General features: G+C 75.0%; 17 protein-coding genes. 8 read left to right on the forward strand and 9 right to left on the reverse strand.

The window, feature by feature from the left end:
* Positions 1 to 3 precede the first annotated feature (3 nt).
* On the reverse strand, positions 4 to 2,058 hold the full coding sequence (locus tag Q0963_RS04000; RefSeq protein ID WP_299442921.1) for a hypothetical protein: 2,055 nt from the start codon (positions 2,056 to 2,058) through the stop codon (positions 4 to 6).
* Between the two features lie 45 nt (positions 2,059 to 2,103).
* Here Q0963_RS04000 and Q0963_RS04005 point away from each other — a divergent pair, with 45 nt between their 5' ends.
* A complete protein-coding gene (locus Q0963_RS04005; protein WP_299442925.1) occupies positions 2,104 to 2,829 on the forward strand; it encodes a TIGR03089 family protein in 726 nt (241 codons plus the stop codon).
* Between the two features lie 25 nt (positions 2,830 to 2,854).
* Here the strand turns inward: Q0963_RS04005 and Q0963_RS04010 are convergent, their stop codons facing one another.
* From Q0963_RS04010 to Q0963_RS04025, 4 genes are all read right to left on the reverse strand, one after another.
* On the reverse strand, positions 2,855 to 4,840 hold the full coding sequence (locus Q0963_RS04010) for a peptidoglycan-binding protein (protein WP_299442928.1): 1,986 nt from the start codon (positions 4,838 to 4,840) through the stop codon (positions 2,855 to 2,857).
* 196 nt (positions 4,841 to 5,036) lie between these two features.
* The gene (locus tag Q0963_RS04015; protein WP_299442931.1) at positions 5,037 to 7,247 is read right to left on the reverse strand and encodes a cell wall-binding repeat-containing protein; all 2,211 of its coding nucleotides are present in this window, start codon (positions 7,245 to 7,247) and stop codon (positions 5,037 to 5,039) included.
* The gene (locus Q0963_RS04020) at positions 7,244 to 9,628 is read right to left on the reverse strand and encodes a cell wall-binding repeat-containing protein (RefSeq protein ID WP_299442934.1); all 2,385 of its coding nucleotides are present in this window, start codon (positions 9,626 to 9,628) and stop codon (positions 7,244 to 7,246) included. Before Q0963_RS04020 ends, Q0963_RS04015 begins: the two co-directional genes overlap by 4 nt.
* A gap of 116 nt (positions 9,629 to 9,744) precedes the next feature.
* Positions 9,745 to 11,691 carry a cell wall-binding repeat-containing protein gene (locus Q0963_RS04025; RefSeq protein WP_299442937.1) on the reverse strand — a complete coding sequence of 649 codons (1,947 nt, stop codon included), beginning with the start codon at positions 11,689 to 11,691 and terminating at the stop codon, positions 9,745 to 9,747.
* Positions 11,692 to 11,893: 202 nt separating this feature from the next.
* Here Q0963_RS04025 and Q0963_RS04030 point away from each other — a divergent pair, with 202 nt between their 5' ends.
* Genes Q0963_RS04030 through Q0963_RS04040 form a run of 3 tightly spaced genes read left to right on the forward strand, consistent with a single transcriptional unit; the run spans position 11,894 to position 14,269 of the window.
* Positions 11,894 to 12,673 (forward strand): CoA transferase subunit A, encoded by a 780-nt coding sequence (locus Q0963_RS04030; RefSeq protein ID WP_299442940.1) that lies wholly within the window; start codon positions 11,894 to 11,896, stop codon positions 12,671 to 12,673.
* 1 nt (position 12,674) lies between these two features.
* The gene (locus Q0963_RS04035) at positions 12,675 to 13,334 is read left to right on the forward strand and encodes a CoA transferase subunit B (protein WP_299442943.1); all 660 of its coding nucleotides are present in this window, start codon (positions 12,675 to 12,677) and stop codon (positions 13,332 to 13,334) included.
* The gene (locus Q0963_RS04040) at positions 13,331 to 14,269 is read left to right on the forward strand and encodes a glycosyltransferase family 2 protein (RefSeq protein WP_367180029.1); all 939 of its coding nucleotides are present in this window, start codon (positions 13,331 to 13,333) and stop codon (positions 14,267 to 14,269) included. The genes Q0963_RS04035 and Q0963_RS04040 overlap by 4 nt, the downstream gene beginning before the upstream one ends.
* 10 nt (positions 14,270 to 14,279) lie before the next feature.
* Here the strand turns inward: Q0963_RS04040 and Q0963_RS04045 are convergent, their stop codons facing one another.
* The 3 genes from Q0963_RS04045 to Q0963_RS04055 are packed head-to-tail and all read right to left on the reverse strand — an operon-like array spanning position 14,280 to position 18,150.
* The gene (locus Q0963_RS04045) at positions 14,280 to 16,010 is read right to left on the reverse strand and encodes an ATP-binding cassette domain-containing protein (protein WP_299442946.1); all 1,731 of its coding nucleotides are present in this window, start codon (positions 16,008 to 16,010) and stop codon (positions 14,280 to 14,282) included.
* Positions 15,997 to 16,872 carry an ABC transporter permease gene (locus Q0963_RS04050; protein WP_299442949.1) on the reverse strand — a complete coding sequence of 292 codons (876 nt, stop codon included), beginning with the start codon at positions 16,870 to 16,872 and terminating at the stop codon, positions 15,997 to 15,999. Before Q0963_RS04050 ends, Q0963_RS04045 begins: the two co-directional genes overlap by 14 nt.
* A gap of 15 nt (positions 16,873 to 16,887) precedes the next feature.
* Positions 16,888 to 18,150 (reverse strand): nucleotide sugar dehydrogenase, encoded by a 1,263-nt coding sequence (locus Q0963_RS04055; RefSeq protein WP_299442952.1) that lies wholly within the window; start codon positions 18,148 to 18,150, stop codon positions 16,888 to 16,890.
* Positions 18,151 to 18,253: 103 nt separating this feature from the next.
* Between Q0963_RS04055 and Q0963_RS04060 the strand changes: the two genes are divergently transcribed.
* Genes Q0963_RS04060 through Q0963_RS04075 form a run of 4 tightly spaced genes read left to right on the forward strand, consistent with a single transcriptional unit; the run spans position 18,254 to position 24,058 of the window.
* Positions 18,254 to 19,342 carry a glycosyltransferase gene (locus tag Q0963_RS04060; RefSeq protein WP_299442955.1) on the forward strand — a complete coding sequence of 363 codons (1,089 nt, stop codon included), beginning with the start codon at positions 18,254 to 18,256 and terminating at the stop codon, positions 19,340 to 19,342.
* Positions 19,339 to 19,956: a hypothetical protein gene (locus Q0963_RS04065; RefSeq protein ID WP_299442958.1), complete on the forward strand. Its 618-nt coding sequence runs from the start codon at positions 19,339 to 19,341 to the stop codon at positions 19,954 to 19,956. The genes Q0963_RS04060 and Q0963_RS04065 overlap by 4 nt, the downstream gene beginning before the upstream one ends.
* Positions 19,953 to 21,998: a glycosyltransferase gene (locus Q0963_RS04070; RefSeq protein ID WP_299442961.1), complete on the forward strand. Its 2,046-nt coding sequence runs from the start codon at positions 19,953 to 19,955 to the stop codon at positions 21,996 to 21,998. Before Q0963_RS04065 ends, Q0963_RS04070 begins: the two co-directional genes overlap by 4 nt.
* Positions 21,995 to 24,058: an acyltransferase family protein gene (locus tag Q0963_RS04075; RefSeq protein WP_299442964.1), complete on the forward strand. Its 2,064-nt coding sequence runs from the start codon at positions 21,995 to 21,997 to the stop codon at positions 24,056 to 24,058. The genes Q0963_RS04070 and Q0963_RS04075 overlap by 4 nt, the downstream gene beginning before the upstream one ends.
* Here the strand turns inward: Q0963_RS04075 and Q0963_RS04080 are convergent.
* Positions 23,984 to 26,041, reverse strand: coding sequence for a glycosyltransferase family 2 protein (locus Q0963_RS04080; protein WP_299442967.1), 2,058 nt, complete (start codon positions 26,039 to 26,041; stop codon positions 23,984 to 23,986). The genes Q0963_RS04075 and Q0963_RS04080 overlap by 75 nt on opposite strands.
* Between the last annotated feature and the right edge of the window lie 55 nt (positions 26,042 to 26,096).

Here is a 26,096-nt window from a genome sequence, read left to right on the forward strand (position 1 = left end):
CGGTCACGGAGCCGGCACCGGCGCCACCGACACCCGCACCCCGCCACGGTCGGTCTTGACCGGCGGCCGGTCCAGCGCGTGCTCCTCCTCCCGGAAGCGGATGTCGACGACCGGCCGCGGCTCGAGCCCGAGACCCTCGATCGCCTCGGGCCCGTCCGCGGCCAGGACGACGAGCCGCCCCCCGCTCCCGGCGGCGCCCCGGGCGAGCTCGTCGACGACGCCGGCGAGCCGCTCGGGGTCCTGGCGCACCGCGGTCGAGGCCACGAAGTAGGGCTGCCCGCACATCCCGCGCACCGTCTGCGGCCACTCCGAGGAGGCGCGGCTGTCGATGCCGAGTACGACGTCGCCGGGCTCCAGGGCCGCGCACACCCGCTCGGCCGCGGCGAGCGACCCGCGCTCGACCCCCACCCCGCGGAACGGCCAGGTGGCGAGCACGGCCGGGACGCCCACGCCGGCGACGAGCAGCCCCGCGACGAGCGGGGGCCCCCACGCCCGCCCGGCGACGCGCGGCCGCTCCGCCACCCAGGCGGCCGCGACACAGACGAGGACGACGACGAACGGCAGGGCGATGAGCAGCCGCCGGTCGGCCCACGGGTGGTCGGGCGTGATGCCCGGGCGCAGGAGCGTGAGCAGCGTCGAGCCGGTGGCCACGACGAGGGCCGGCGCCCACGGCGCGAGGTCGCCGCCGCGCAGCCGCTCGACGGCGCGCCGGAGGACGAGGGCGAGGGCGACGAGCGCGACGACCAGGGCCGCCCAGCCGACGTACCAGGACAGCCAGTCGACGGTGTGCTCGGCGTAGGTGCGCCCCCCGTCGACCGGCAGGCCCTGCCGCTCCTGCATGCCGGCGACGTACCGGGCGCCGGGGTCGTTCGGGTCCTGGCGCACCGTCATCCACCACGGCCGCGACCACAGCACGACCCCCGCGACGACGACGAGGCCCGCGACGACGTCGGGTGCCCGGGCGGCCACGACGCCGGGCAGTCGCCGGCCCGAGCGCCAGAGCCGCAGCCCGACCCACGACAGGACCCCGACGACGGCGACGAGGGCGAACAGCGGCAGGAGGCTCGCGTAGATGTCGCCGAGGTACCGGTAGGACAGCCCCCACGCGAGCGCCAGCGACCCCACCGTGGTCGTGGCCAGCCCCGCCAGCGCGGGCCGCACCCAGCGCATCCCGAGGGCGAGACCGACGGCGAGGAAGGGCACGAGCAGCAGTAGCTCCCGGAGGAAGTCGATGCGGGCGAGCCCCGTCCCGCCCACGAGCAGACCGCCGACGAGCGCGAGCCGCCGCCCCTCGTCACCCGCCCGGCCGGCCGCCAGGGTCAGGGCCAGGAGCCCGCCGACGAGGGTGACAAGCGCCAGCTGCTCGGAGTACGTGCCGCGAGCGACGTTGAGCACCGGGAACAGCGCGCCGGTGAGCGGCACGGCCGCCACCCCCCACCAGGGCCGGGTCACGAGAGCGACGACGAGCCCGACGAGGAGCAGGACGACGGCCATGGCGAGCGCCGGGAGCACCTGCGCCGTCGCGGGGCCCCCGGCCCACACCCCGTAGCCGTACACGACGGCGGGGGCCATGAGGAACTGCGGCTGAACGGCGGGGGCGTCCGGCGGGCCGACCTGGTAGAAGGCGGCACTGGCGACCGTCACGTCGCCGCGCTCCAGCGGCGCGGGCCCGCCGATGACCGAGACGTCGACCGGGACGACCCGCTCGTGGGTGGCCGCCAGGCTGATGGCCGCCTGGAGGTTGCTCGCCGCGTCGCGCCGCGGCAGCACGTGCTCGGAGTGCGTCACGCCCGCGTACACCGCGAACCCGGCGCACAGCACGACCATCGCGGCCGCCGCCCCCCGCCCCAGCGGCACCCCGGGCAGGCTGAGCACCGCCCGTCCCGCCAGCGCGCCGGCCAGTACGGCCACCGGCCAGCCCACCCACGGGGTCCACCAGCCGGCCGCCGCGAGGACGCCGCCGAGGAGGGCGGTGACGAGGAGCCAGAGCCCCGCAGCGAGGCCCACCCGGGTCAGGACCGCGCCCGCGGCGGAGGGAGTCGGGGCGGCGCGGCTCATGACAGGCGAGCCTAGCCGTGGCGGGCGTTGCTACCGTGCGGGGCGATGGCCTCCACGACCCCACCCGCCGCCCTCCTCGCCCGACTCGTCGAGGCCGACCCCGGCCGCCCGCGCGTCACGTACTACGACGACACCGACGGCCCGACCCGCGGCGAGCGGATCGAGCTGTCCGCCCGGGTCCTCGCGAACTGGGTGGCCAAGGCCGCCAACCTCCTCCAGGACGAGCTCGACGTCGGCCCGGGGGCCAAGGTGCGGCTCGACCTGCCGCCGCACTGGCGCACCCTCTACTGGGCGTTCGCGGCCTGGGCGGTCGGGGCCCGGGTCGTCGTCGGGGACGTGGAGGTGGACGCCCCCGTCGACGTCCTCGTCACCGACGACCCTGGCACCGCGGGCGCGTCGAGCGCGGACCGCCTCGTCGTCGTGACCCTCGCGGCGCTGGCCCGGCAGGCGGCCGGGTCGGTGCCGAACGGCGGGGTCGACGAGGCCCGCGAGCTCGCGACCCACGGTGACCTGTTCGACCCGTACGACGCACCGGCCCCCGACGACCCGGCCCTGGTGACGACCGACGGCGTCGTGCCGTTCGCCGCCCTCGTGCCCGCGGCGCCGACGGGTGGCCGGGTGCACACCGCCACCACCGACGTCGCCGCCTTCCTCGCGACGACCCTCGAGGCGTGGGCCGCCGACGGCTCGGTCGTGCTGACCCGCGGCGCCCCCGACGCCGACGTGCTCGCGGCCCGGCTCACGACCGAGGGCGTCACCCGGCACGGGTGACGCCCTCGGTCGGGTCGGTTCTGCCTCAGCGCATCCGCGCCTCGACGGCCTTCCACGTCACGGTGGCGACCACGCCGGTCCGGGCGATCCGCGCCGAGCCCTGAGCAGCCTTGACCGCGGCCTCGGTCTGCGGTCCGAACGAGCCGTCGGCGGTGATGCGCAGCGCCTTCTGGAGCGCCTTGACCGCGGAGCCGTGCGACCCGCGCTTGAGGACGGTGCCCCAGTAGGGCAGGAGCGGGTGGGCGCGCCGCTCCAGGGCGTCCCACGTCGCGCGGTCGACGACCCCGGTGGCCGAGCGGCCGACCGACCGCTGCACCGCCTTGACGCGGCTCTCGGTGTTGGGGCCGAAGCGGCCGTCGACGGCGAGCCCGCCGACCGCCCGCTGGAGGGCCCGCACCGCCGAGCCCGAGGAGCCCCGGCGCAGCGTCGTGCCCTTGTACGCCGTCAGCTCGGTGGAGGTGCCGGCCGTCGACACCCCACGGGACGCGGTGGCGGAGGTGGACCTCGAGGAGGACGACGACGCGGAGCCGGTCTTCGTCGACGTCGAGGTGGCGCTCGCGCCCATGAGGACCTTCCAGTCCTTGGCGTCGACGACCCCGTCGACCGCGAGGCCCTTGCTCTTCTGCCAGGCCTGGACGCGGGCAAGGGTCTTCGGCCCGAAGCTGCCGTCGGCGGTAAGACCCCCGATGGCCCGCTGCATCGCCTTGACGGCCTCACCACGGCTCCACAGCCGCAGCGTGACCCCGGCGTACTTCGCGAGCGGGCTCGACGAGGACGACGAGGACGACGAGGACGAGGACGAGGAGGACGACTCGGAGGTCGACGGCGTCTTCGTGACGTTCTTGCCGAGCAGCGCGTTCCACACGGTGCGGCCGACGACGCCGGTCTGCTGGACGCCGATCGAGCGCTGGAACCGCTTCACCTGGGTCTCGGTGGCCGGCCCGAACGACCCGTCGACGGTGAGCCCGCCGAGAGCACCCTGGAGGGCCCGCACGGCCTCGCCGCGGGAGCCGAGCCGCAGGGTGGTCCCGACGTACTCCGCGAGGCTCGCGGAGGGGGGCGCCGGGGGGGTCGAGGTGGAGCCGGACCCTGCCGTGCCGGTCCCCGTGCTCGTGCCCGAGCCCGAGCCCGAGCCCGAGCCGGAGCCCGTGCTGCCGGCGCCGGCGATGAGCGCCTTCCACACGGTGCTGCCGACGACGCCGGTCTGCTGGACGCCGATCGAGCGCTGGTACTGCTTGACCCGGGTCTCGGTGGCCGGCCCGAACGACCCGTCGGCGGCGATGCCGCCGAGCGCCTGCTGCAGGACCGCGACGGCCTGGCCGCGCGAGCCGAGCCGGAGCACGGTGCCGACGTAGTCCGCGAGGTCGTCCGAGGTCGGGCCGGTGCCGCCCTTGGGACCGGTGAGGTAGTCGACGACGGGCACCCCGGTCCACCAGGACGTCGTGGCGTAGGCCCCGTCCCAGGTGAAGGAGATGTGGATGTGGTCGGTGTGCGGCGAGGAGCCGGTGTACGCGGCCCAGCCCCGCTCCGGCGCCCAGGCCTTCCAGATCTGGCGGTTCCAGATCATGTAGTTGACGCCGAACCGGCGAGCCATCGCGCCCGCTCGGCCCTTGTCGTCCGGCGCCGCGAGCCAGCGGGTCACGGCGTTGCCGATGGCGAGGTCGGCGGACTTGCGGGCGTCGAGCATCCAGTCCAGCGCCCGCCCCTCGCCGTGCTCCTGGTCGCACCGCCGGAGCACCCCGTAGGAGTGCTCGCCGTACGTCCGGTTGAGCAGCTTCGCGAAGGCGATCGGCCCCGGCTGGCTCTCGGCGAGGCACAGCGTGCCCGGCTGGTAGGGCGGCGCGACGTCGAGCGTGCTCGGCAGGGTCCGGGTGGGCTTGGGGACCGGGACGGTCGCGGCGTGCGCGGCTCCGGCGGCGATCGGCAGCACGATGACCGAGGCCGACAGGGCCCCGAGAGTGCGCGCGGGACGGCGCCAGGGCGACGACGGGGCAGTCTTGGGCAGGGACACGCGAGAGCTCCATCTGAACGGTGTAGCGCCCGGGGGCAGGGAGACCGGGCGCGCCAGGACAGCAGTCACACGCGTCTCACGCGTCACAGCCGATACCCCAGCACCTCAGTTGTCCCACCTGTCACCGACCGCCGCAACACGTTCCGACGAATTACACACCTGTACTTCGTTGGCGCGCACGGGAAGCGGGCACAGGTCAGCTGCGAGCCGCCGCCGTCACGACGTCGGCGGACACCGACGCGGGCCCGCCGATGACACTGATGCCCTCGAGGTCGCCGGCACGCTGCAGGACGGTGCGCGACGCCCCGGGGAGCGCCTCGGCCCGGACGAGCAGCGTGATCTGCGGGCGGCTGCCGGCCGTCAGCGCGTCGGTGAGCGCCGCGTCGGAGCCGCTCGCGAGGGAGACCCCGGTCTGGTCGGCGAGCCGGGGCAGGTAGAACCGGGCGACCGTGGCGGCGACCTCGTACCGGTCCGCCCCGGCCAGGCGGGTGACCACGGTGCGCGGCCGGGCGTCGAGGGTGGCCTGCACGCCGCTGCTCACCGACGCCGTGCCGCCGGCGATGCGGATCCCCGTCGTGCCGAGGTCGTCGAGGGCGCTCGTGACGGAGGCGGGCACGCTGCCGCTGCGGGTGAGCAGGATCGGCTCCCCCTCGGCGCCGGCCGGGCCCCCGGCGCCGAGGGCGTCCGCGAGGGCGGTGCCGGAGGCGACGACGGCCGCGGGCACGGCACCCTCGGCGCCGATGCGACGGGCGGCGTTCGCGGAGACGGCGTAGCGGTCCGAGCCGCCCACCCGGCTCACGGTCAGGCCGCGGGACTGCAGGTAGGTGACCACCTCGGCGCCGACGGTGCCGGCCCCGCCGACGACGACGGCGTTCTCGAGCGTCCCGGCCCGCCGCGCGATCTCGACGCGGGTGGCGGTCGGCACGTCGCCGGACTTCGTGAGGAGCAGTGGCGCGCCCAGGGCCTGGGCCAGCGGACCGCCGACCGCGGCGTCGGCCCGCCCGGCGACCTCCCCGCTCGCGATGACGACGGTGGTGGCCGCCGGCAGGTGCGAGGCGGACACGGCCGCGGCGACGTCGTAGCGGGTGGGGCCGCTGTACCGGGTCGTGGGTCGCTGCACGTACGTCGAGTACAGCCCGAGCCGGGACCGCAGCGTCTCGCCGCTCATGCTCGCCGTGGACCCCGAGGCCGAGGTCGCCGTGGCGGTGCGGACGGCGCCGGACTCGACGCGGGACGACAGGTCCAGCGCGGCGACATCGGCGAGCCCGAAGGCGGAGGCGAGCGAGCTACGCGACGGGCGGGACGTCCAGGCCCGGCGCGGGTTGCTCTCGCGCAGGCTCCAGTGGTCGTCGACGCTGCGCAGGTACGGGACGGCCGAGGACCACACGTCCTCGCTGTTCTGGGTCCGCCCGCCGGACGACGACGAGTAGAACGCCTGGATGACCTTGCCCCCGTACGTGGCGACGTAGCCGCGGCTCGAGGAGCCCGCGGCCCGCACCGCGGCCCGCCACGCCTGCCAGGAGCTCAGCTCGGATGACGTCGGGTACCCGCCGAAGACCTGGCTCTGGGTCGTGTCGTAGACGTGGCAGTTGCACGTGCTGCGGATCCCGCCGACGAAGGCGGTCAGGGCGTAGCCGCGGGCGGCGGCCGCCTGGGCCTGCAGCGCCGCGCTCGGCCACGACCACGGCACCTCGCGGATGTAGTCGAGGTACTCGTCGTGCACCGTGACCCGGGCGACGACCTCGAGGGTCGAGGCACTCGGGGTGCGCGTGACCGTCATCGAGCCGTCCCGGTAGCGGGTGCCGTCGTTCGTGACGAGGGTGCGGTCGTCGTCCCAGTACACGGCCGCGGACGACCCGGTGAGCGAGGTCGCCGGCGAGCAGGCCGGGCAGCTGACCTTCACCCCGGACCCGGACGCCGTCACCGTGGCCGTCGTGCCGGCCGGCCCGGACGTCGAGGTCCCGCCCGCGACGACGGTGAGCGTGCCGCCACCGGAGGAGAGCGTCGAGGTGGTGAAGCTCGTCGAGGAGACGGCGTGCCGGAGGTTCACCGACAGCCGGTCGGTGTCGGCGACGAGCGTGTAGTCGGTGCCGGTGTAGTAGTGGCCGAGGATGTCGGCGGCGGAGAAGCCGTCGCGGGCCATCTCCATGGCCCCGTACTGGCTCATCCCCACCCCGTGGCCCCAGCCGGCCCCGGACAGGGTCCAGGTGGACGAGGCGGCCGCCTCCACGGCGGCCACGGACCCGCCGGGCGCCGCCGCGGTGTCCGGAGCCGGGTCACCGCCGGGCGCCGGGCGGGCCTGGTCCACCCCCCAGACCGGCTGCGGCTCGGCGGCCACGGCCGCCGGCGCGGCGAGCACGATCGCCGCGAGGGCGACAGCCCCCGCCGCGCGGCGCCGCATCGTCATCCGAGCACCTCGCGCTGGACGGTCCCGCCGGTCACCAGCCACACGCTCGCCGTCCCGCCGACGACCGTCGCCTCGGTCAGCGCGGTGTTGCCGCGCAGCCAGGTGACCACCGGGGACGGCACGCTCTCCGGCCGGACGTAGAGGATCGGCCGCCCGAGCTGGCCGCCCGAGAGGGTGTCGGCGAGCGCGCTCTGCTTGCCCGACGAGACGAGCACCGAGCCGGCCGGGACGCCGAGGGACTTCGCCCACGACGCGACCCCGACGGCGACGTCGTACCGGGTCTGACCCCCGATCCGCTTGGCGGACGGCAGCTGGTCGAGGACCTCCGCCGACACCGAGGCGGTGCCACCGGTGACGACGCTGCGGCGGACCGCGAGGTCGCTCAGCACGGTCGCGGTGGCCTCGGGGATCACGGTCGGTGCCACGAGCAGGATCGGTCGGCGCAACGCGGTGGCGGGCCCGGAGAGGACGAGGCCGTCGGCGATGGAGCTCTGCCGTCCGCTGGCGACGACGACGTCGGGGGCCGAGCTGCCGGTGACGACGCGGCGAGCCACGTTGGCGGCCACCGAGTACCGGTCCGAGCCACCGACCCGGGAGATCGTCGTGACCCCCAGGTCGCGCAGCTGGGACTCGACGCCCTGGCTGACCGACGCGGTGCCGCCGACGATCGTCACCGTGCGGACGCCGCGGCGGGACACCTCGGCCGCGGTCACCGACGGCAGCGACGAGGCGCTGGTGAGCAGGAGCACCGACCCGGTGCGGGCGGCGAGCGGGCCGGCGACGAGCGCGTCCGCCATCGCCTGGTCGTGCCCGTTGACGAGCACGACGGAGGTGCTGTCGGGCAGCCGCTCGCGGCTCGTCGCGACGGCGACGGCGAAGCGGTCGGCGCCGGCGAGCCGCGGCGGGCAGTACCCGGGCGGCGCCTTGCTCGTGGTGTTGACGGTCAGCGGCCAGCTCGCGGACAGCGCGGTGTCCCGCTCCCCCGAACCGGTCCCGGCGTTCAGCTCGACCCGGTAGTCGCCGGGAGGCAGGGGGTCGCCGTTGCCGAGGCGCCCGTCCCAGGCTGCCTCGAACCACGCGGCGGACGAGGTGGTGCCGCGCAGGGTGTGAACGGACCCGTTCCGGCACACGCTCGAGACGGTGAGCGTCCAGGACAGCGCCTTGCCGGCCTTGGCGCGGACGGTGACCCCGAGCCCCCCGTAGGAGTACGACTGGCGGCTGATCGACGGGTCGTAGAACATCGCGCCCTGGTAGGACTTCGCGGCCGAGCGGATGTCGGGCAGACGGGCGTACAGCTTGGGGCCCGGGCACGAGGTGGAGTAGACGTCACGGTGCCCGATGACCGTCGGCATCGTGCCCTGGCCGTCGAGGTAGGTGCTCGCCGACGGGTCGACGTAGCTGAGGCCGAGCTTCCACGCGATGAGCTTCGCCTGGGCCGTCACGACGGCCTGCGGCGGCGTCGCCGAGGTGAAGTCGCCGAGGACGGAGGTCCCGCTCGTCTGGCTGTTCACCCCGTACGAGTGCGCGCCGACGACGGCCTTGGTCATACCGCCGTACCGGCCCTCCCACGTGCCGCCGAACCGGTCGACGAGGAAGTTGTAGCCCATGTCGCCCCAGTTGCGACCGTTGGTGTGGAAGACGTAGATGCCGCGGATGATGCTGGGGACCTGCGCCGCCGTGTAGTCGTTGGACCCGACCGTGTGGTGCACGACCGCTGCCTTGACCTCGCCATAGTACTGCTTGGCGTGCCGGATGCTCTCGTCCGCGCCCCACTGCGCGCGGGTGTGGATGACGGGCTTGGTCCCGGCGGCCGCCGCGGCTCCGGCGGCGCTCGCCGCGATGCTCCGGTCGGCCTCGGTCGTCGTGGCGTCGACGACGTCGAGGCGGGCGCTGCGCCCCGCGTTCTCGGTGTCGCCGGTGACCCGCACCTGGAGGGCGTCGGCCGTGGAGATCCACGGCGCGGTGCCGCCGCGGCTCCCGTCCTCCTCCGCGGTGTCGGGGTCCGGGCCTTCGTCGATGTGGCTGTCCAGGACCCGCCAGTCGCCCCAGACGCCGTCGCGCTCCTCACGGATCTCGACGGTCGCGTCCTCGGCGACGGACCCACGCGGCCAGGTGACACCGACGACGTGCGCGCGCCCGTCGAGCCGGACCTCGCTCGAGCGGGCCTCGTCGCGGAGGGCCGGGGCGACGGACCGCCCGCTCTCAGGGGCGAGCGCCGCCTCGGTCGGCACCGGGTCGAGCTCGTAGGAGCGCAGCGCGGTGGGCACGGGCGCGGGCTCGGCCACGGCCACGGTCGGGCCCGTGAGGGCGACGGGAAGAGCCGTCGCCAGAACGAGGGCGACGAGCACGGACAGGGAACGCCGAAGGGCGACAGAGGTCATGGTGGGTCCAGGTGCAGGGGGGGTTGGACGCCAACAGGGTGCCACACATACCACGGGGGGACACTGCAGTCACAGGAGTTGCAGCCGACCGGCTGAGGATCCGCTCAGACACGGACTCAGGGGGCGCGCTGCAGCGTCACGTCCAGGGCGGTCGACCGGGCCTCCCGAACCTGCACGCCGTCGATGCACCTCGAGGCGAAGCCGGTGGCGGACACGCAGACCCGGTGCGGCTGCTCACCGCGGACGTCGCCGATCTGGTAGCCGCCGTCGGACGAGGTCACCCCGTCGGCGACGATCCCGTCGCCGGGTACCACCTCGTTGAGGACGGTGACCCGGGCACCGACCACGGCGTTGCCGGCCGGGTCCTCGACGTGTCCCTCGACGATCCCCGAGGCGGTGACCGTGATCCTGCGTGCCACGTCACCGGGGTCCCCCGAGGCGACGGTGACCGTCGGCGCCAGGCTCGCTCCGGGGCCCTCGCAGTCGGTGAAGTCGTCGTAGCCGTACGGGCCGGCCAGGCCGCTGGTCGTGTCGTAGGTGTCGTAGCAGACCCGGTAGGTGCCCGGGTACAGCCCGACGAAGCGCGCGTAGCCGGTGGAGCCGGTCCGCTGGTCGACGCGGGCCGAGCCGGGCCCGTACAGGTACACGTTGACCTTGTTCAGCCCGGTCCCCGCGCTGTCGGTGATCCGGAGCTTCGTGGCGCCCAGCCCCTTGAGGCGGGCGTCGACCCCGGCCCGCACCGAGCCGGCGGTCACCGTCACGGGGGTCGCGAGCGCCGGGTCCCGCACGTCGTTCCAGCACTCGTCGCCGTACCCCGAGGCGGCGAGCGTGCCTCCCGTGGCGCTGCGCCCGTCGAAGCAGACGACGATGTCGTCGCCCGGGGGCACGCCGAAGAAGCGGTAGTTGCCGTTGGCGTCGGTCGCCGTCGCGAACGCCGGCCCACCCGCCAGCGACGGACCGGACAGGGTCACCGCCACCCCGGCCAGCGGGCCGCCCGCTCCCCCGTCCTGGGTGACCCGGCCGCGGATCGACGGCGGGGGGTCGTCGGTGATGAAGGCGTCGAGCGCGGCCTGCACGTTCGTCGAGACGGACGCGGACCCCCCGAGGATGACGATCCGCCGGGGCCGGAGCCGCTCCAGCTCGGTCGCGACCGAGGCCGGCACCGCGTCCTTGCGGACGAGCAGGACCGGGCCGCTGTTGGTCGCCCCCACCGGGCCCCCGGACAGGGCGTCGGGGAAGTTCAGGCCGGTCGCGACGTAGACGACCTCGAGCCCGGCGGCGAAGACCGACCGGCTGATCGCGGCCGATGCCGCGTAGCGGTCGGTGCCCGAGACGCGGTGGACCGGCCCGTCGGTGTACTCCGCCAGGTCCTCGGCGACGTCGGCCGACACCGACGCCGACCCACCGAGGACGACGATGCGGTCCGGGGAGAGCCGTGCCAGCTCGAATGCCACCGACGGGGGCACCGAGCCGCGCCGAACGAGCAGCACCGGCCCGCCCTCCAGCGCGGCGACCGGGCCGCCGGAGAGCGCGTCGGGGAACTTCTCGCCCGTCGCGACGTAGGCGACGGGGACGCCGGTCCCGAAGGTGGACGCGCTGATCCGCGCGGAGGCGTCGTACCTGTCCGCGCCCGAGATGCGCGTGACGGTGCCGCTGGTGTAGCTGCGCAGGGCCTGCTGGACCTCGGCCGACACCGACGCCGACCCACCGAGGACGACGATGCGGCCCGGGGTGAGCCGGGTCAGCTCGGCCGCCACCGACGACGGCACCGATCGGGGCCGGACGAGCAGCACGGGGCCGCCGTTGTACCCGCCGACGGGGCCGCCGGAGAGGGCGTCGGGGAACTTCTCGCCCGTCGCGACGTACGCGACCGGGACACCCGGACCGAAGGTTGACGCGCTGATCCGTGCGGAGGCCTCGTACCGGTCCGCGCCCGAGATGCGGTGGACCCCGGGTGCGGACGTGGGCGGGCCGACGGCTCCGGTGGCCACCCCCGCCGAGCCCAGCAGCCCGGCGGCGACCACCGCCACGACCGCACGCGTCCTCATGCCGACCGGTGCCACGTGGCACTCCTCCCGTGCAGCCCGCGCGGCGCCCTGCACGCCACCCGTGGTGGCGCGAACATACGCTGATCTGGGACTTCGCCGGTCCGGAACGGAGAAACCCGGCCCCCGTAAGGAGTGGCTGGTGACCACGTGCCTCGGCGGCAGCGGTGTGCCGGGGGCACGGGCCGGGCCCGGTGCAGGCGCTACTAGAGTGCCCGGCATGGACAAAGTCGTCGCCACCCCCTCCGAGGCCGTGGCCGGGATCGCCGACGGGGCCACCCTGGCCGTCGGCGGGTTCGGGCTCTGCGGGATCCCCTCGGTCCTCATCGCCGAGCTCCACCGGGCCGGGACCACCGACCTCGAGGTCGTCTCCAACAACTGCGGGGTCGACGACTGGGGCCTCGGCATCCTCCTCGGGGCGCACCGGATCCGCCGGATCATCGCCTCGTACGTCGGGGAGAACAAGGAGTTCGCCCGGCAGTACCTCGAGGGCGAGCTCGAGGTCGAGCTGACGCCCCAGGGCACCCTCGCCGAGCGCCTGCGGGCCGGCGGCGCCGGCATCCCGGCGTTCTTCACCCCCACCGGTGTCGGCTCCCAGGTGGCCGACGGCGGCCTGCCGTGGAAGTACGACGCCGACGGCGGCGTCCAGGTGGCCTCGCCCGCCAAGGAGGTGCGGGTCTTCGAGCGGGACGGCGAGGACCGCGAGTACGTCCTCGAGCACGCCATCGTCGCCGACTTCGGGCTCGTGCGCGCCTGGAAGGGCGACCGGCACGGCAACCTCGTCTTCAACAAGTCGAGCCGCAACTTCAACCCGCTGTGCGCGATGTCCGGCCGGGTGACCGTCGCAGAGGTCGAGCAGCTCGTCGAGCCCGGCGAGCTCGACCCGGACGAGGTCCACCTGCCCGGCATCTACGTCCAGCGGGTCCTGCCGCTCACCCCCGAGCAGGTCGCCGACAAGCGCATCGAGAAGCGCACCGTCACCCCGAGCACGGAGGTCTGAGATGCCCCTGACCCGCGAGCAGATGGCCGCCCGCGCCGCAACCGAGCTCGAGGACGGCGCCTACGTCAACCTCGGCATCGGCCTGCCGACCCTCGTGCCCAACTACGTGCCCGACGACGTCGAGATCGTCCTCCAGTCCGAGAACGGCATCCTCGGCGTCGGCGCCTACCCCACCGAGGACGCCGTCGACCCCGACCTCATCAACGCCGGCAAGGAGACCGTCACCGTCCGTCGCGGCGCCTCGTACTTCGACTCCGCCACGTCATTCGGGATGATCCGCGGCGGCAAGGTAGACGCCGCGATCCTCGGCGCCATGCAGGTGTCGGCCACCGGCGACATCGCGAACTGGATGATCCCCGGCAAGATGGTCAAGGGGATGGGCGGCGCGATGGACCTCGTCCACGGCGCGAAGAAGGTCGTCGTGCTCATGGAGCACGTCGCCAAGGACGGCTCGCACAAGATCGTCCAGGAGTGCTCGCTGCCGCTCACCGGCAAGAAGGTCGTCCAGCGGATCATCACCGACCTCGCCGTCATCGACGTCACCGCCGACGGCCTCGTCCTGCGCGAGCTCGCCCCCGACGTCACCGAGGAGCAGGTCCGCGAGGCCACCGGCGCCCCGCTGACCGTCGCGCTCGACGGGCCGGCCGAGGTCTCCCCCTGAGCCCGGCGAGCCCCCTCGTCGTCGTCGGGGTCGCCACCCGGCTGCGACCCGACGGCCTGCGGCGGCTCGGCGCCAGCCTGGCCGCGCAGACCGGCCTCGACGACGTGCGCCCGGCGCTCGTCGTCGTCGACAACGACCCGGACGGCAGCTCGCGGGCGGTCGCGGCCGAGCTGCGCGAGACGCTCCCCTGGCCGGTCACCTACGAGGTCGAGCCGGACCCCGGCATCCCGGCCGCCCGGCGTCGCACGGTCGCCCTCGCCCTCGAGGCCGGGGCCGACGCCCTCGTCTTCGTCGACGACGACGAGGAGGCCCCGCCGGGGTGGCTGGCGGCCCTCGTCGGCCACTGGCAGGCCTCCGGGGCCGACGCCGTCACCGGCCCGGCGCGGCGCCGGCTCCCCGCGGACGCTCCCGGGTGGGCCCGCACGAGCGACCTGTTCGACCCCACCGGGCGGCATCGCACCGGCGAGCGGATGACGAAGGCCTACACGAACAACGCCCTGGTCTCCCGCGCCGTCCTCGAGCGGCTCGACGTGCCCTTCGACGACGCCTTCCGGCACACCGGGTCCAGCGACCTGCACTTCTTCCTGCGGGCCGTCCGCGAGGGCTTCGACGTGCAGTGGTGCGAGGAGGCCGTCGTCGAGGAGCACATCGGCGCCGCCCGGCTCGACTGGGGCTGGTACGTGCGCCGCGCGTACCGCTCGGGGGCCGGCGACACCGTGGCGAGGCGGCTGCTCGACCCGGGCCCGCGCACGGTTCTGGAGGTGCTCGCCCGCGCGCTCGCGCGGACCGGGCACGGTGTCGTGCTCGCGCCGCTCAGCCTCGTGCGCCCGGAGCTGCGGTCGCTCGCGGTCCGTCGCCTCGCCTCCGGGGCCGGCACCCTGGCCGGGCTGTTCGGGCACAACTACGAGGAGTACCGCCGGGCCGACTCGGTCTGACCGGGAGCGCTCAGAACATCCCGTCGAGCGTCTCGCCCTCGGAGTCCTCGGACCCCTCGACGTAGTCGGCGAGCTGCTGGCGCAGGTCGGGCGAGATGCTGCCCGCGCCGCCGAAGATCACGAGATGCGCCGGCCGCAGGCGGCGGAGCTCCTCGTCGACACTGCGCGGCACCTCGTCCCGCTCGACGAGCAGCAGCGGCGCCCCGGCGATGCCCGCGATGACCGCGCCCGTCACGACGTCCCCGATCGCCTTGGCGATGTAGACGACGTCGACCTCGGTGCGCTCCCCCGTGGCCGACACCTCAGCCGACGCCTCCGCCGGCGAGGGGCTGAGCACCCGCTGCACCGCGCCGTCGGTGAGCGGGCGCACCGCGCGCACGACCGACTCCGGGACCGCGTCGGCGTCGCCGAGCACCCGGACGGTGTGCGGCGCGATGGTGTCGATCGCGTCGAGGACGTCGCCCGGGACGCCGTCCTCGCCGGTGAGGAGGACGACCCCGTCGTCGCGGACGGCCTCGAGCGCCGCCACGAGGACGGCCGTCTCGTCGCCGTGCGGCGCGAGGTGCACGGGGGTGCCGAGCGGCACGCCGCCGGCCAGGGCCGCGACGGTCCCGCACGGGCCGTCGCCGCTGACCCGGCGGACGGTGAACCCCGCGTCGGTGAGGGACTGCTCGACGGCCGGGAGCACCGCCGTCTCGTCCCCGACGAGGACGATCTCGGCCGGCGAGAGGCGGCGCAGCTCGGTGAGCGTCGGGGGCGGCACGGTCCGGGACCGCACGAGCAGGACGGGCGCGGCGGAGCGCACCGCCTCGGGCACCGTCGCGAGGGCGACGGAGAGGTCCTGGCCGGCGGCGAGGAAGACCCGGTCAGTGCCCGCCTCGAACGCCTTCGACGAGGTGAGCGCCGAGGTCGTGTACCGGTCCCGCGAGAACCACCGCTCGACCCCCGGGACATCCGGCTCCGGCGCGTCGGTGGGCGACCACCTGCTGCCGCGGCCGGCCGCCTCGTACGCGTCGACGACCTCGTCGACGGGACCGTCGGCGACGAGCACACCGCCGTCGAGCCAGATCGCTCGGTCGCACATGTCCCGGACGGTGTTCGCCGAGTGCGACACGAGGAACACGGTGCTGGCCCGGCCCCGCAGCTCGGTGATGCGCTCGTGGCTGCGGGCGCGGAAGTGGGCGTCCCCCGTGGCGAGGGCCTCGTCGATGATGAGGACCCCCGGCGAGGTGGCGGTCGAGATCGCGAACCGCAGCTTGGCGGCCATCCCGGAGGAGTACGTCGACATCGGGAGGTGGATGAAGTCGCCGAGCTCGGAGAACTCGACGATCTCGTCGAAGACCGCGTCGACCTGGGACCTGCTCATCCCGAGGGCCTGGGCGCCGATGTAGATGTTCTTGGCCCCCGACAGCGACTTCTCGAGCACGGCGTTGACCCCGAGCAGCGCCGGCGACCCGTCGGCCCACACCTCGCCGGACGTCGGGGGGATGAGCCCCGCGATGGCCCGCAGCAGCGTCGACTTGCCCGAGCCGTTGCGCCCGATGATGCCGATGGACTCCCCGTGGTACGCGACGAACGACACGTCCTTGACGGCGTGCACGGTGCGCGGCGCCCGCCCGTCGCCGCGCAGGAGGCCCCGCAGCCCGCCGGAGCCGCCGGTGCGGGCGCGCGAGCCGAAGACCCGGTAGACGATGTCGAGGTGCGAGACGACGACCGACGGAGTGCGCTCAGCCGCGGCCATAGCTCGCCTCCCCGCGCCAGAAGAACACCAGTCCCCCGACGATGAGCACGAGCGCCCACGCGGCGGAGGCGACCCACGGCAGAAGCCCGAGCGGGTACTCCGCGAGCAGGCTCTGGCGGACGATCGTCAGCTGCAGCGCGAACGGCTGGTACTCCATGACGTACCCCACGGCCGCCGGCAGGTTCGCGGTGTAGTGGCTGATCGAGAAGAACACCCCCGAGGTGTACCGGAGCAGCCGCAGCAGCAGCGGGATGAGGTTGGCGACGTCCCGCGAGCCGTGCGTGATGCGGGCGGCGATGAGCGCCATCCCGATGATCTGGACGGCCTGGAGCACGAGCGCCAGCGGGAAGAGGAGCCAGGCCCACGTGGGCCGCTCACCGCTGGCGAGCATGAGGACGACGAGGATCACGAACGCCGGGAGGTTGGCCAGCATCTCGGTGATGCCCACCGAGACGGGCAGCACCGCCCGCGGGAAGCGCAGCGCCCGGACCAGACCGGTGTTCCCCGTGACCGCTCGGGCGCCGCTGGAGATGACCGAGCCGCTGACCCCGAAGACGATGACCCCGATGGACAGGAAGCCGATGAAGTTGTCGACCCCGCGCCGGGTCCCGAGGAGCACCCCGAAGATGAGGAAGTAGCTGAGGATCAGCAGCATCGGGTTGAACACCGACCACAGCCGGCCCAGCTGGTTGTTCTGGTAGCGCGCCTCCGAGCGGCTCGAGGAGAGCGTGAGGATGAACCCGCGCCGGGTCCACAGGTCGCGGAGGTACTCGCTGAGCGGCGGGCGCGCGGCGAGCGCCTTGAGCCCGTAGCGCTCGGCGAGCGCCCTCGCGGCGTCGGTGCCGGGGGGTGCGGCGGTCACGGGCGTGTCCCGGCCTCAGAGCCGGTGCGCACGCTCACCGGGCGTGACGCGTCCCCGGGTGTCGAAGAAGCGGGTGGAGGCCCCGGCGATGGCGTCGACGTCGTAGCCGCGGTGGTTCTGGAGCAGGACCACGAGGTCGGCCTCGCGCAGGGCGGCGTCGAGGTCGTCGACGGCCGGCACGGTGTCGCCGAAGGCGTCCCAGCGCGCGACGTGCGGGTCATGGTAGCTGAGGTCGGCGCCCTTGTCGAGCATGTGCCGGGCCACGGGGACCGCGGGCGACTCGCGCTGGTCGGCGATGTTCGGCTTGTACGTGACCCCGAGCAGCAGGACCTTCGCACCGCGCATGGCCTTGCCGTCCTCGTTGAGCAGGTCCTGGGCGCGCGAGACGACGTAGGCCGGCATCGTCGCGTTGATCTCCTGCGCGAGCTCGACGAAGCGGAACGGGTAGCCGAGCTTGGCCCGCACGTTGTACGACAGGTAGTTCGGGTCGATCGGGATGCAGTGCCCGCCCACCCCGGGGCCGGGGTAGAACGCCTGGAAGCCGAACGGCTTGGTGGCCGCGGCGTCGATGACGTCCCACAGGTCGATGCCGAGGTCGTGGCAGAACCGGGCCATCTCGTTGACGAGGGCGATGTTGATGTGGCGGTAGGTGTTCTCGAGCAGCTTGGCCGTCTCGGCCTCGCGGGTGCCCTTGGCGCGCACGACGGTGTCGACGAACTGCCCGTAGAAGGCGGCCGCCCGGTCACCGGACTCGGGGGTGTGGCCGCCGACGACCTTCGGGGTGTTCTTCGCGCCGAACGTCGGGTTGCCCGGGTCGATCCGCTCCGGCGAGAAGGCGAGGTGGAAGTCGACGCCGGCCCGCATGCCGCCGGCCTCGAGGATGGGGCGGACGACCTCGTCGGTGGTGCCCGGGTAGGTCGTGGACTCCAGGACGACGAGCGTCCCGGGGGTCAGGTTGCGGGCGATCGCATGGACCGAGCCCTCGACCGCACCGAGGTCGGGTCCACCGTCCTCCCCGAGGGGCGTCGGCACGCAGATGACGACGGTCTGGGCGTCCTTGATGACGTCCTCGCTCGTCGAGGCCTGGAAGCCACCGGCGAGGATCTCGGCGAGCTCGCTGTCGCTGATGTCGTCGATGTGCGAACGGCCGGCGTTCAGCGCGTCGACGACGCCCTGGTTGATGTCGAAGCCGCGCACGCTCAGACCGGCTCGGACGGCCTCCTGGACGAGGGGCAGACCCACGTAGCCAAGGCCGATGACGGTGACGTCCACGGACATGCACAGCTCCTGCTGATCTAGGGGAAGTCGCTCCCGACCCGAGAGCAGCCGAGAGTCTATCCCAGCGCCGGGGGGCCTCCCCTGCGTGGCATGATCGGGCCCCATGTCACCTGCCCGCGGGAAGGACCCCGTCGTCCTCCTTGTGTCGAGCAACGGCGCGGGCATGGGCCACCTCACCCGCCTGCTCGCCTACCAGCGCCGGCTGCCCTCGGGGCTGCGGCCCCACGTCGTGTCGCTGAGCCAGGCCGTGCCGGTCGTCTCGACCTACGGAGTGGCCTGGGAGTACCTGCCGAGCAAGCAGGCGACCGGCATGGACTCCGGCGAGTGGCGCTGGCTCTTCGCCGAGCGGATGGTCGAGGTCGTGCAGCGGCTCCGCCCCGCGGTGCTCGTCTTCGACGGCACGCACCCGTACGCGGGCCTGGACGAGGCCATCGCCTCCTCCCCCGGCACCCGGGCCGTGTGGTCGCGGCGCGCGATGTGGAAGGAGCGGCGCAACTCCCACCAGCTCGAGAAGGTCTCGTGGTTCGACGCGGTGCTCGAACCGGGCGACCTCTCGGCGCCCGCGGACCGCGGCGCGACGGTCGGCACCACGGCGCACCGGGTGGGCCCGGTCACCCTCGTCGACCGCGCGGAGTGCTCCGAGCGCGCCGCCGCCCGCGCCGCGCTCGGCCTGCCCGCCGACGGCCCTCTCGCGTTGGTCTCGCTCGGCGCCGGCAACATCAACGACACCACCGACGAGGTCGGCGCGGCCGTCTCCGCGCTGTCCGCCCGCGGCGTCGGGGTGTGCGTCACCCAGGCCGGCATCGCCGAGCAGGCCCGCGCCGCGGACGACGTGCACCTCGTGCGGCACTTCCCCATCTCCGAGCACCTCGCGGCCTTCGACGTCGCGATCGCCGCGGCCGGCTACAACTCCTTCCACGAGCACCTGCGCCTCGGGCTGCCGACCCTGTTCGTGCCCAACGACGAGACCTCCCTCGACGACCAGGTCGCCCGCGCGGAGTACGCGGCCGCGCAGGGCTGGGCGCTCTGCCGGCGCTCGCTCGCCGGCGGCGGCGCCCAGGCCGCGGTCGACGAGCTGCTCGAGCACGGCCCCGAGCTCGCCGAGCGTGCCCTCGCGGCCGACCCCGGCAACGGCGCAGCCGACGCCGCCCGCCTCCTGGCCGACCTCGCGCTCGACGGGGCGCGCCGGTGAGCGGGGTCGACCGGTCCGCCGACCGCCGCCAGCGCTTCGCGGCGCGGGTGCGCCGCACCCCCGGCTACCTCGCGGTCAAGGACGGGGTCCTGCCGCGGCTGCGCGGGAACACGGCACTCACCGACCTCGTCTGGCGGGTCTTCACCCCGGCGCACGGCCTCGGCGAGGCACGTCGGATGTTCCGCTCCGACGGCCTCGACGTCCCCGACGCCGACCGGCTGCCCGTCATCGCGTTCACCGTCCTCGGTGCCGACGACGCGGGCGTGGACCGAGCACTGCGGGCCATCACCGAGCTCCGCCGGGACACCGCGGCCTTCCGCGCCGTCCTCGTCGTCGACCGGCCCGTGCTGGCCCGGGTCCGCGACCACGGCATCGTCGCCGACCACGTCATCGGCGAGGCCGACTGGTACGGCGACGCCGACGCCTACGCCGAGTACGTGGGGCGCCGGCTCGTCTCGGTCGTCCAGGGGTTCCGGGTGTGGCATCTCGCCCACCTCGGGCCCGGAGGCCAGGTGTCGGCCACCGACGAGCAGCTGATCCGCGCCATCCGGGGGGCCATGTCGTCGTCGGGGGCCGCGGCGCCCGACGACAGCCCCTCGGGGGCGCATCCGTGACGACCCCACCGCCGCTGGCCGCCTCCTGGTTCGAGGCCACCTCGGGTCCCGCCCTGCGTCTCCTCGCCCTCGGGGGGCACGCCGGCGACCTCGACCCGGGCCTCGCCGTGCTCGGGGTCGAGGTGCGCACCCTCGACGACCCGGACGAGGCGCCGGGGCCCGGCGCCCGCACGCTGCTCACCGGGGTGCGGGCCGTCCTCAGCGTCGGTCCCCACCCGGCCGCCGTCGCCCGGCTGGTCGCGCTCAAGCGGTCCACCGTCCTGCCCACGCTCCTGGCCGACGTCGACCTCGTCCTGTCGACGGACGCGACCACCGACGCGGCCCTCCGCTCGGGCGCCGACGTGCTCCGCGGCCGGCCGTGGCTGCCCTCCGGGGAGGCCGCGTCCCTCCTGGACACCTACCGCCGCACCGACGCGTGGCTGCTGGCTCGCGCCGGGGCCGACGGCGCCGCCCCCAGCGCGCCCCTCGACCTCGACGCGCCGGCTCCCGCCGGGCTCGAGCACCTGCTCGCCGACGCGGTGCGGCACGCCGCGCGCCGGGACGCCGCGCTCGCCCGGACCGTGCTCGAGGCGGCGATGACCGTCGAGTGGACCGACGCCCGGCGGCTCGGCTCGGGGCTCGAGGCCCAGTCCCTGGCCCTGCGGCTGCGCACCACCGACGACCCCTCCTCGGTCCCGGACGCCGAGGTCGACGACGTCGTGCGCCGGACCCTGGAGGCCGCCGACGCCGAGCTGGACCGGGGGCGCGCCTACCGGGCGCTGGCGCTGACCGCGGACGCCCTCGGCCTGGCGTTCCACCGCGAACGGCACAGCGAGACCCTGCACTCCCCGCTCATCGAGGACCCCGCCGCCTTCCTCGCCCCCGTCCGCGCCTCCGCCACGATGCGATCGCTGGCGGACCGCCCCGCCCGGCCCGGCCGCGCGCTCGAGGACATCGCCCCGGTCCTGGTCCTTTCGAGCCCCTACGCCTCCTTCCACGGCGAGGTCGTGGCCGCCCTCGAGGCCGGTGGGCTCGAGGTCGACGTCGTCGCGCTCCACGAGCGGTACCCGCTCTTCGCCCGCTCCGTCGTCGACACCGAGTTCCTCCACGCGCTGGCCCACCTCACCCGGTGGGACGCCGGCACCGGGCTCGGCTCCCGCGAAGACCTGCGCGGCACCGAACGGCGGCTCCTCGCCGCGACGAGCCGCCTCCTCACCGGACGGCGGGCCGTCTTCTGCGACTGGCTCGACCGCAGCACCGTCTGGGCCTCGCACGTCTGCCCGCCCGAGGTCCGGCTCGTCGTGCGCATCCACGCCATCGACGCCCTCTCCCCGTGGCTGCCGCTCGTGCGGTGGGCTGCCGTCGCCGAGGTGGTCGTCGTCAGCGAGGCGATGCGCTCGCTCGTGCGCGACGAGCTGGCCGCGCTCGGGGTCGAGCGCCCCGTCCGGGTGGTCCCCAGCTTCGGGGACGTCTCGGGCCTGCGCCGGCCCAAGACCGACGACGCCCGTACCCGGCTCGGGATGATCGGCTGGGGCCGCCGGGTCAAGGACCCGCTGTGGGCGCTCGACGTCCTCGCCCAGGACGACTCATGGTCGCTCGCGCTCATCGGACCGCCCCCCGGGGAGGGGGCCTCCGTCTCCGAACGCGCCTACTACGCCGAGCTCGCCCGGCGCCTCGACGACCCCGCTCTGCGGGACCGGGTCGAGGTCCTCGGCTGGACCGACGACGTCCCCGGGGCGCTCCAGCGCGTCGGGGTCATCCTCAGCACGAGCCGTCGCGAGGGCTGCCACCGCGGGCTCATCGAGGGGTCGGTGTCGGGCGCCGTCGCCGTCGTGCGCGACTGGCCGCTCCTGCGGGGCCGGGACGGCACCGGCGGGCTCGTGCCGTCACAATGGGTGGTCCGCGACGTCGAGGAGGCCGCCGCGCGCATCCGCGCCGTCACCGACCCGACGCGCTGGGCGGAGGAGTCCGCGGCCACCGCCGACACCGCCGCCCGGGCCTTCGACAACGAGGCGTCCGGAGCCGCCTATCTCGACGCAGTCCTGGGAGAGCACCACCGATGACCACCACCGACACCCGGCCGAGCCCGGCCGGTACGCGGGCGTCGCGCCGCTGGCGCGGTGACGTCGAGGGGCTGCGGGCCGTGGCCGTCGGCCTCGTCCTCGCCTACCACGCGGGCCTCGGGCCCTCGGGCGGCTTCCTCGGCGTCGACGTGTTCTTCGTCGTCTCGGGGTTCGTCATCACCACCCAGGTCGTCCGCGAGGTCGAGCGCGACGGCCGGCTCTCGCTGACGACCTTCTACGCCCGCCGGGCCAAGCGCCTGCTCCCCGCGGCCGGGCTCGTCCTCCTCACGACAGCCGTCCTCACCTGGCTCCTCGCGCCGCGGACCCAGCGGGGGGTCTTCGGGCTCGACATCGCCGGGGCGGCGGGGTACGTCGTCAACTGGGTGTTCGCCGGGCGCTCGGTCGACTACCTCGCCGAGGACCTCGAACCCTCGCCGGTCCTGCACTTCTGGTCGCTCGCGGTCGAGGAGCAGTTCTACTTCGTGTGGCCGCTCGCGATCATCCTCGTGTTGTTCCTCCAGACCCGGCTGCGGTGGCGCAGCACCCGGCTCGGGCTGGCCGTCGGCCTGGCCGTCCTCATCATCGTGCCGACCTTCGTATGGTCGGTGCTGCTCACCGCCGACGACCCCGCCCGCGCGTTCTTCGTGACGACGACCCGGCTCTGGGAGATGGGGATCGGCGCGTTCGTCGCCCTCGGCGCCCGCCGCTGGGAGCGCCTCCCCCAGCCGCTGGCGGCGGCGCTTGGCTGGCTCGGGATCGTGGCCCTCGGCGTCTCCGCGGTCGTCTTCTCCTCGGCCACCGCCTGGCCCGGCTACGCCGCACTCCTGCCCACCGTCGCCACCGCGGCGGTCATCGTCGCCGGGTTCCGGGCCCACCGCACCGGCCCGGAGGTCGTCCTCGGGACCGGGCCGCTGCGCTGGGTCGGAGGGCTGTCGTACTCGCTGTACCTCTGGCACTGGCCGGTGCTGCGGGCCGCCGAATGGGTCCTCGGCCCGCTCGACACGTGGCAGGGCAGCGCGGCGGTCGCGGTCTCGGTCCTGCCCGCCTACCTCTCGTACCGCTTCGTCGAGAACCCGTTGCGCCGCAACCCGTGGCTCGGCGAGCACCCGCGCCGGGCCCTGGCCGTCGGCGCGTCCATCTCGGTCGCCTGCCTCGTCGCCGGGCTCGGGCTGTGGGCGGTGACCCGGGCCGCGGCCGAGGACACCGGCAGCGCGACGGGGGCCGGCTGGGCCTCGCTCACCGACCCGCCGAGCGCGGAGCAGCCCGGCGACACCCCGTTCTTCGACCGGCTGACCCCCAACCCGCAGGGCGCCACCGCCGACGTCCCCGCCCTGTACGCGCAGGGCTGCCAGACCGAGGTCGAGGACACCACGCCCAACCCCTGCCCGGCGGGTGATCCCGACGGCTCCGTCTCGGTGGCGGTCGTCGGCGACTCCAAGGTGGCGCAGTGGGTGCCCGCCATCGACGCGATCGGCGCCGAGCGGGGCTGGAAGGTCACGAGCTGGACGAAGAGCTCGTGCCCGTTCGTCGACGCGACCGTGGACTACCAGGGCGCGCCCTACACCCAGTGCCAGGAGTGGGGTCAGGAGGTCCTGTCCCGGCTCACCGGCCCGGACCGCCCCGACGTCGTCGTCACCTCGAGCGTCTACAGCGAGGCGCTCGAGGGCGGCCGGGCGTCCACCCGCGCCTACCAGGACGGGCTCGTGTCGACGTGGCGCGCCCTGCAGGACGCCGGCGTCACGGTCGTCGCGCTCTCGAACACCCCCTCGCCCCCGGGCGAGATCAGCCCGGCGTACGAGTGCGTCGCCACCCACGAGGACGACCCCGCCCAGTGCTCGTGGCCGTACGAGCAGAGCGCGGGCAGCGCGGCGCTCGAGGCCGCCGCGGAGCAGACGGGCGCCACCTACGTCGACATGGACCCGTGGGTCTGCCCCGGCGGGACGTGTGCCGCGGTCTACCGCAACGTGCTCACGTACCGCCAGGGGTCACACATCACCGGGACCTTCGTCGACGTGCTGACCGCCCCGCTCGAGCAGCGGCTCGTCGACGCCGTCGGCTGAGCCCACCGGCACCAGCGTCGCCGTGGGACCGAAGTGCCGGCGGGCCTGGGCCAGCGCGTCGTCGACGACCATCGCGTCCACGTCGCACGCGAGGGTGTCGGTGAGGTCGTCCGGGGTCGCGGGCACGCAGATCTCGACGACCTCGGCCCGGGCCCGGATCTCCTCCCCCGGGCTGACCGCGAGGTGGCGGGGGTCGGCGACGAGCAGCCGGCGGGCGTGCACGGCCTCGTTGCCGCTGACCGCGGCCGCGAGCGGCCCGGCGGTGACGAGGTCGAACCAGTCGGGGCTCATCTCGGATCGCCCCTGGCGGCGGTTGGGGGCCTCGACGTGCCACAGCGCGACGGCCGCGCCTGCCCGGGCGGCAGCGACGGCCTCGCGCAGGACCCGGGCGCGCACCTGCTCGCGGGCGGGGTCCAGGGTCAGGCAGTCGCTCGGCGGACGGCGCTGCCCGGGCTCGGCCACGGGCTCGAGCACGGCCTCGACCGGCAGGGACAGGTCGGCCATGACGACGAGGTCGAACCGGCGCTCCCGCGGGTGGACGTCGAAGGCCGCCGGCACCGGGAAGGGCAGGTCGGCGGCGCCGTCGACCCGGAGCCCCGGTGCTCCCGACTCGGCCCCGGCGCGGGCGTGCCAGGAGCGGAACAGTCCCTTGAAGGCCAGGCGCTGCGGCGTCGTCCACTGGAACGAGAAGTCGCCCCGGGACAGCGACCCCGAGCGCAGCCGGGTGATGGCGAGCACCGTGTGGGTGTCGACGATCTCGCCCCCGGCCGCCCGGACCCGCTCGGCGTACTCGGAGTCGGCGCCGCGCCGGATCGGCAGGAAGTCGCCGAGGACCTCGACGGCCCGCCGCCGGAGCATCAACGAGCTGGCGTTGGGCCGGACGGGGAGGTACCCGAGCCACTGGTGGCTCAGGTCGTCGCGGGCCCGCAGGGCGTCGCTGCGGCTGGCCCCGACCTCGGGAGCCTGCTCGAGCGCCCGCATCTGGTCCTCGATGCGCCGAGGATGCGACCAGTCGTCGCTGTCCTGGAAGGTGACGGCCGCCCCCCGTGCGAGCCGCATCGCCGCGTTGCGCCCCACGTAGCTGCCGCTGTTCTCGGGCATCCGCACGACCCGGACCCGCGGGTCCATCGCCTCGACCTCGGCGTAGAGGTCGTCGTGCTCCGGCCCGGACGCGTCGTCGACGACGAGGATCTCGAGGTCGCCCCAGGTCTGCTCGGTCATCGAGCGGACCGCGAGCAGCATCCCGGCGGCCTCCGGCCGGAAGCTCGGCACGATGACGGTGACGAGGTCGCCGGACACCGACCCCGGCGCGTGGCCGCGCGCGACCAGCCGGTCGAAGGGGGCCACGTCGTGCAGGTCCGCGCCGACGCCGACGGCCACGTCGCGGTGGTGGCCGAAGACGAGGCGTCCGAGGTGCTCGCCCCAGGCCCGCTCGGTGGCGGCGTCGGCGGGCACCCGGGCGTCCCAGGCGGCCGGGCGCTCGAGGTCGAGGGCGAGGAACCCGCGGACGAGCTCGGGGGCGGCGACGTACCGCTCGAGCAGCGGCCCGACCCGCTCCCGGCGCCCGGACAGGTACTGCGACTGGAGGGCGACGGTGTGGTGGGCCGGGGACAGGCCGAGCAGGTCGCAGCCCTGCGCGAGGCGGGCGTACAGGTCGGCGGCAGCGGCGAGGCCCGAGCCGTCGGTGCGGGCGGCCCACGCCAGGGCCACGGCCGACCAGGCGGCCGGCTCGGTGGCCGGCCACAGCACCACGACGTCCTCGCCCTCGAGGACCCGGGCCTCGAGGGCGTCGGCGCGGTCGGTGCCGCCGGTGGCCGCGAGCGCGAGCGCGTCCCGTACGAGCGGGGACTGGACGCGGGTGGCGTACCGGGCGAGCCGGTCGGGGCGCCGGCGCGCCGAGGCCAGCAGCGCACTCGTGGTCCAGCGTCCGGGGGACGCGGCCGCGGCCGCGCTCGGGGCCGCGCCGGCGTACCGCGCGGCCACATGACGGAGGGGCGCCGGGGAGGAGTGCGGATGCGTGAGCGAATACGCTGTCATG

Source organism: uncultured Phycicoccus sp. (genome assembly GCF_947495705.1).
Taxonomy (GTDB): Bacteria; Actinomycetota; Actinomycetes; order Actinomycetales; family Dermatophilaceae; genus Phycicoccus.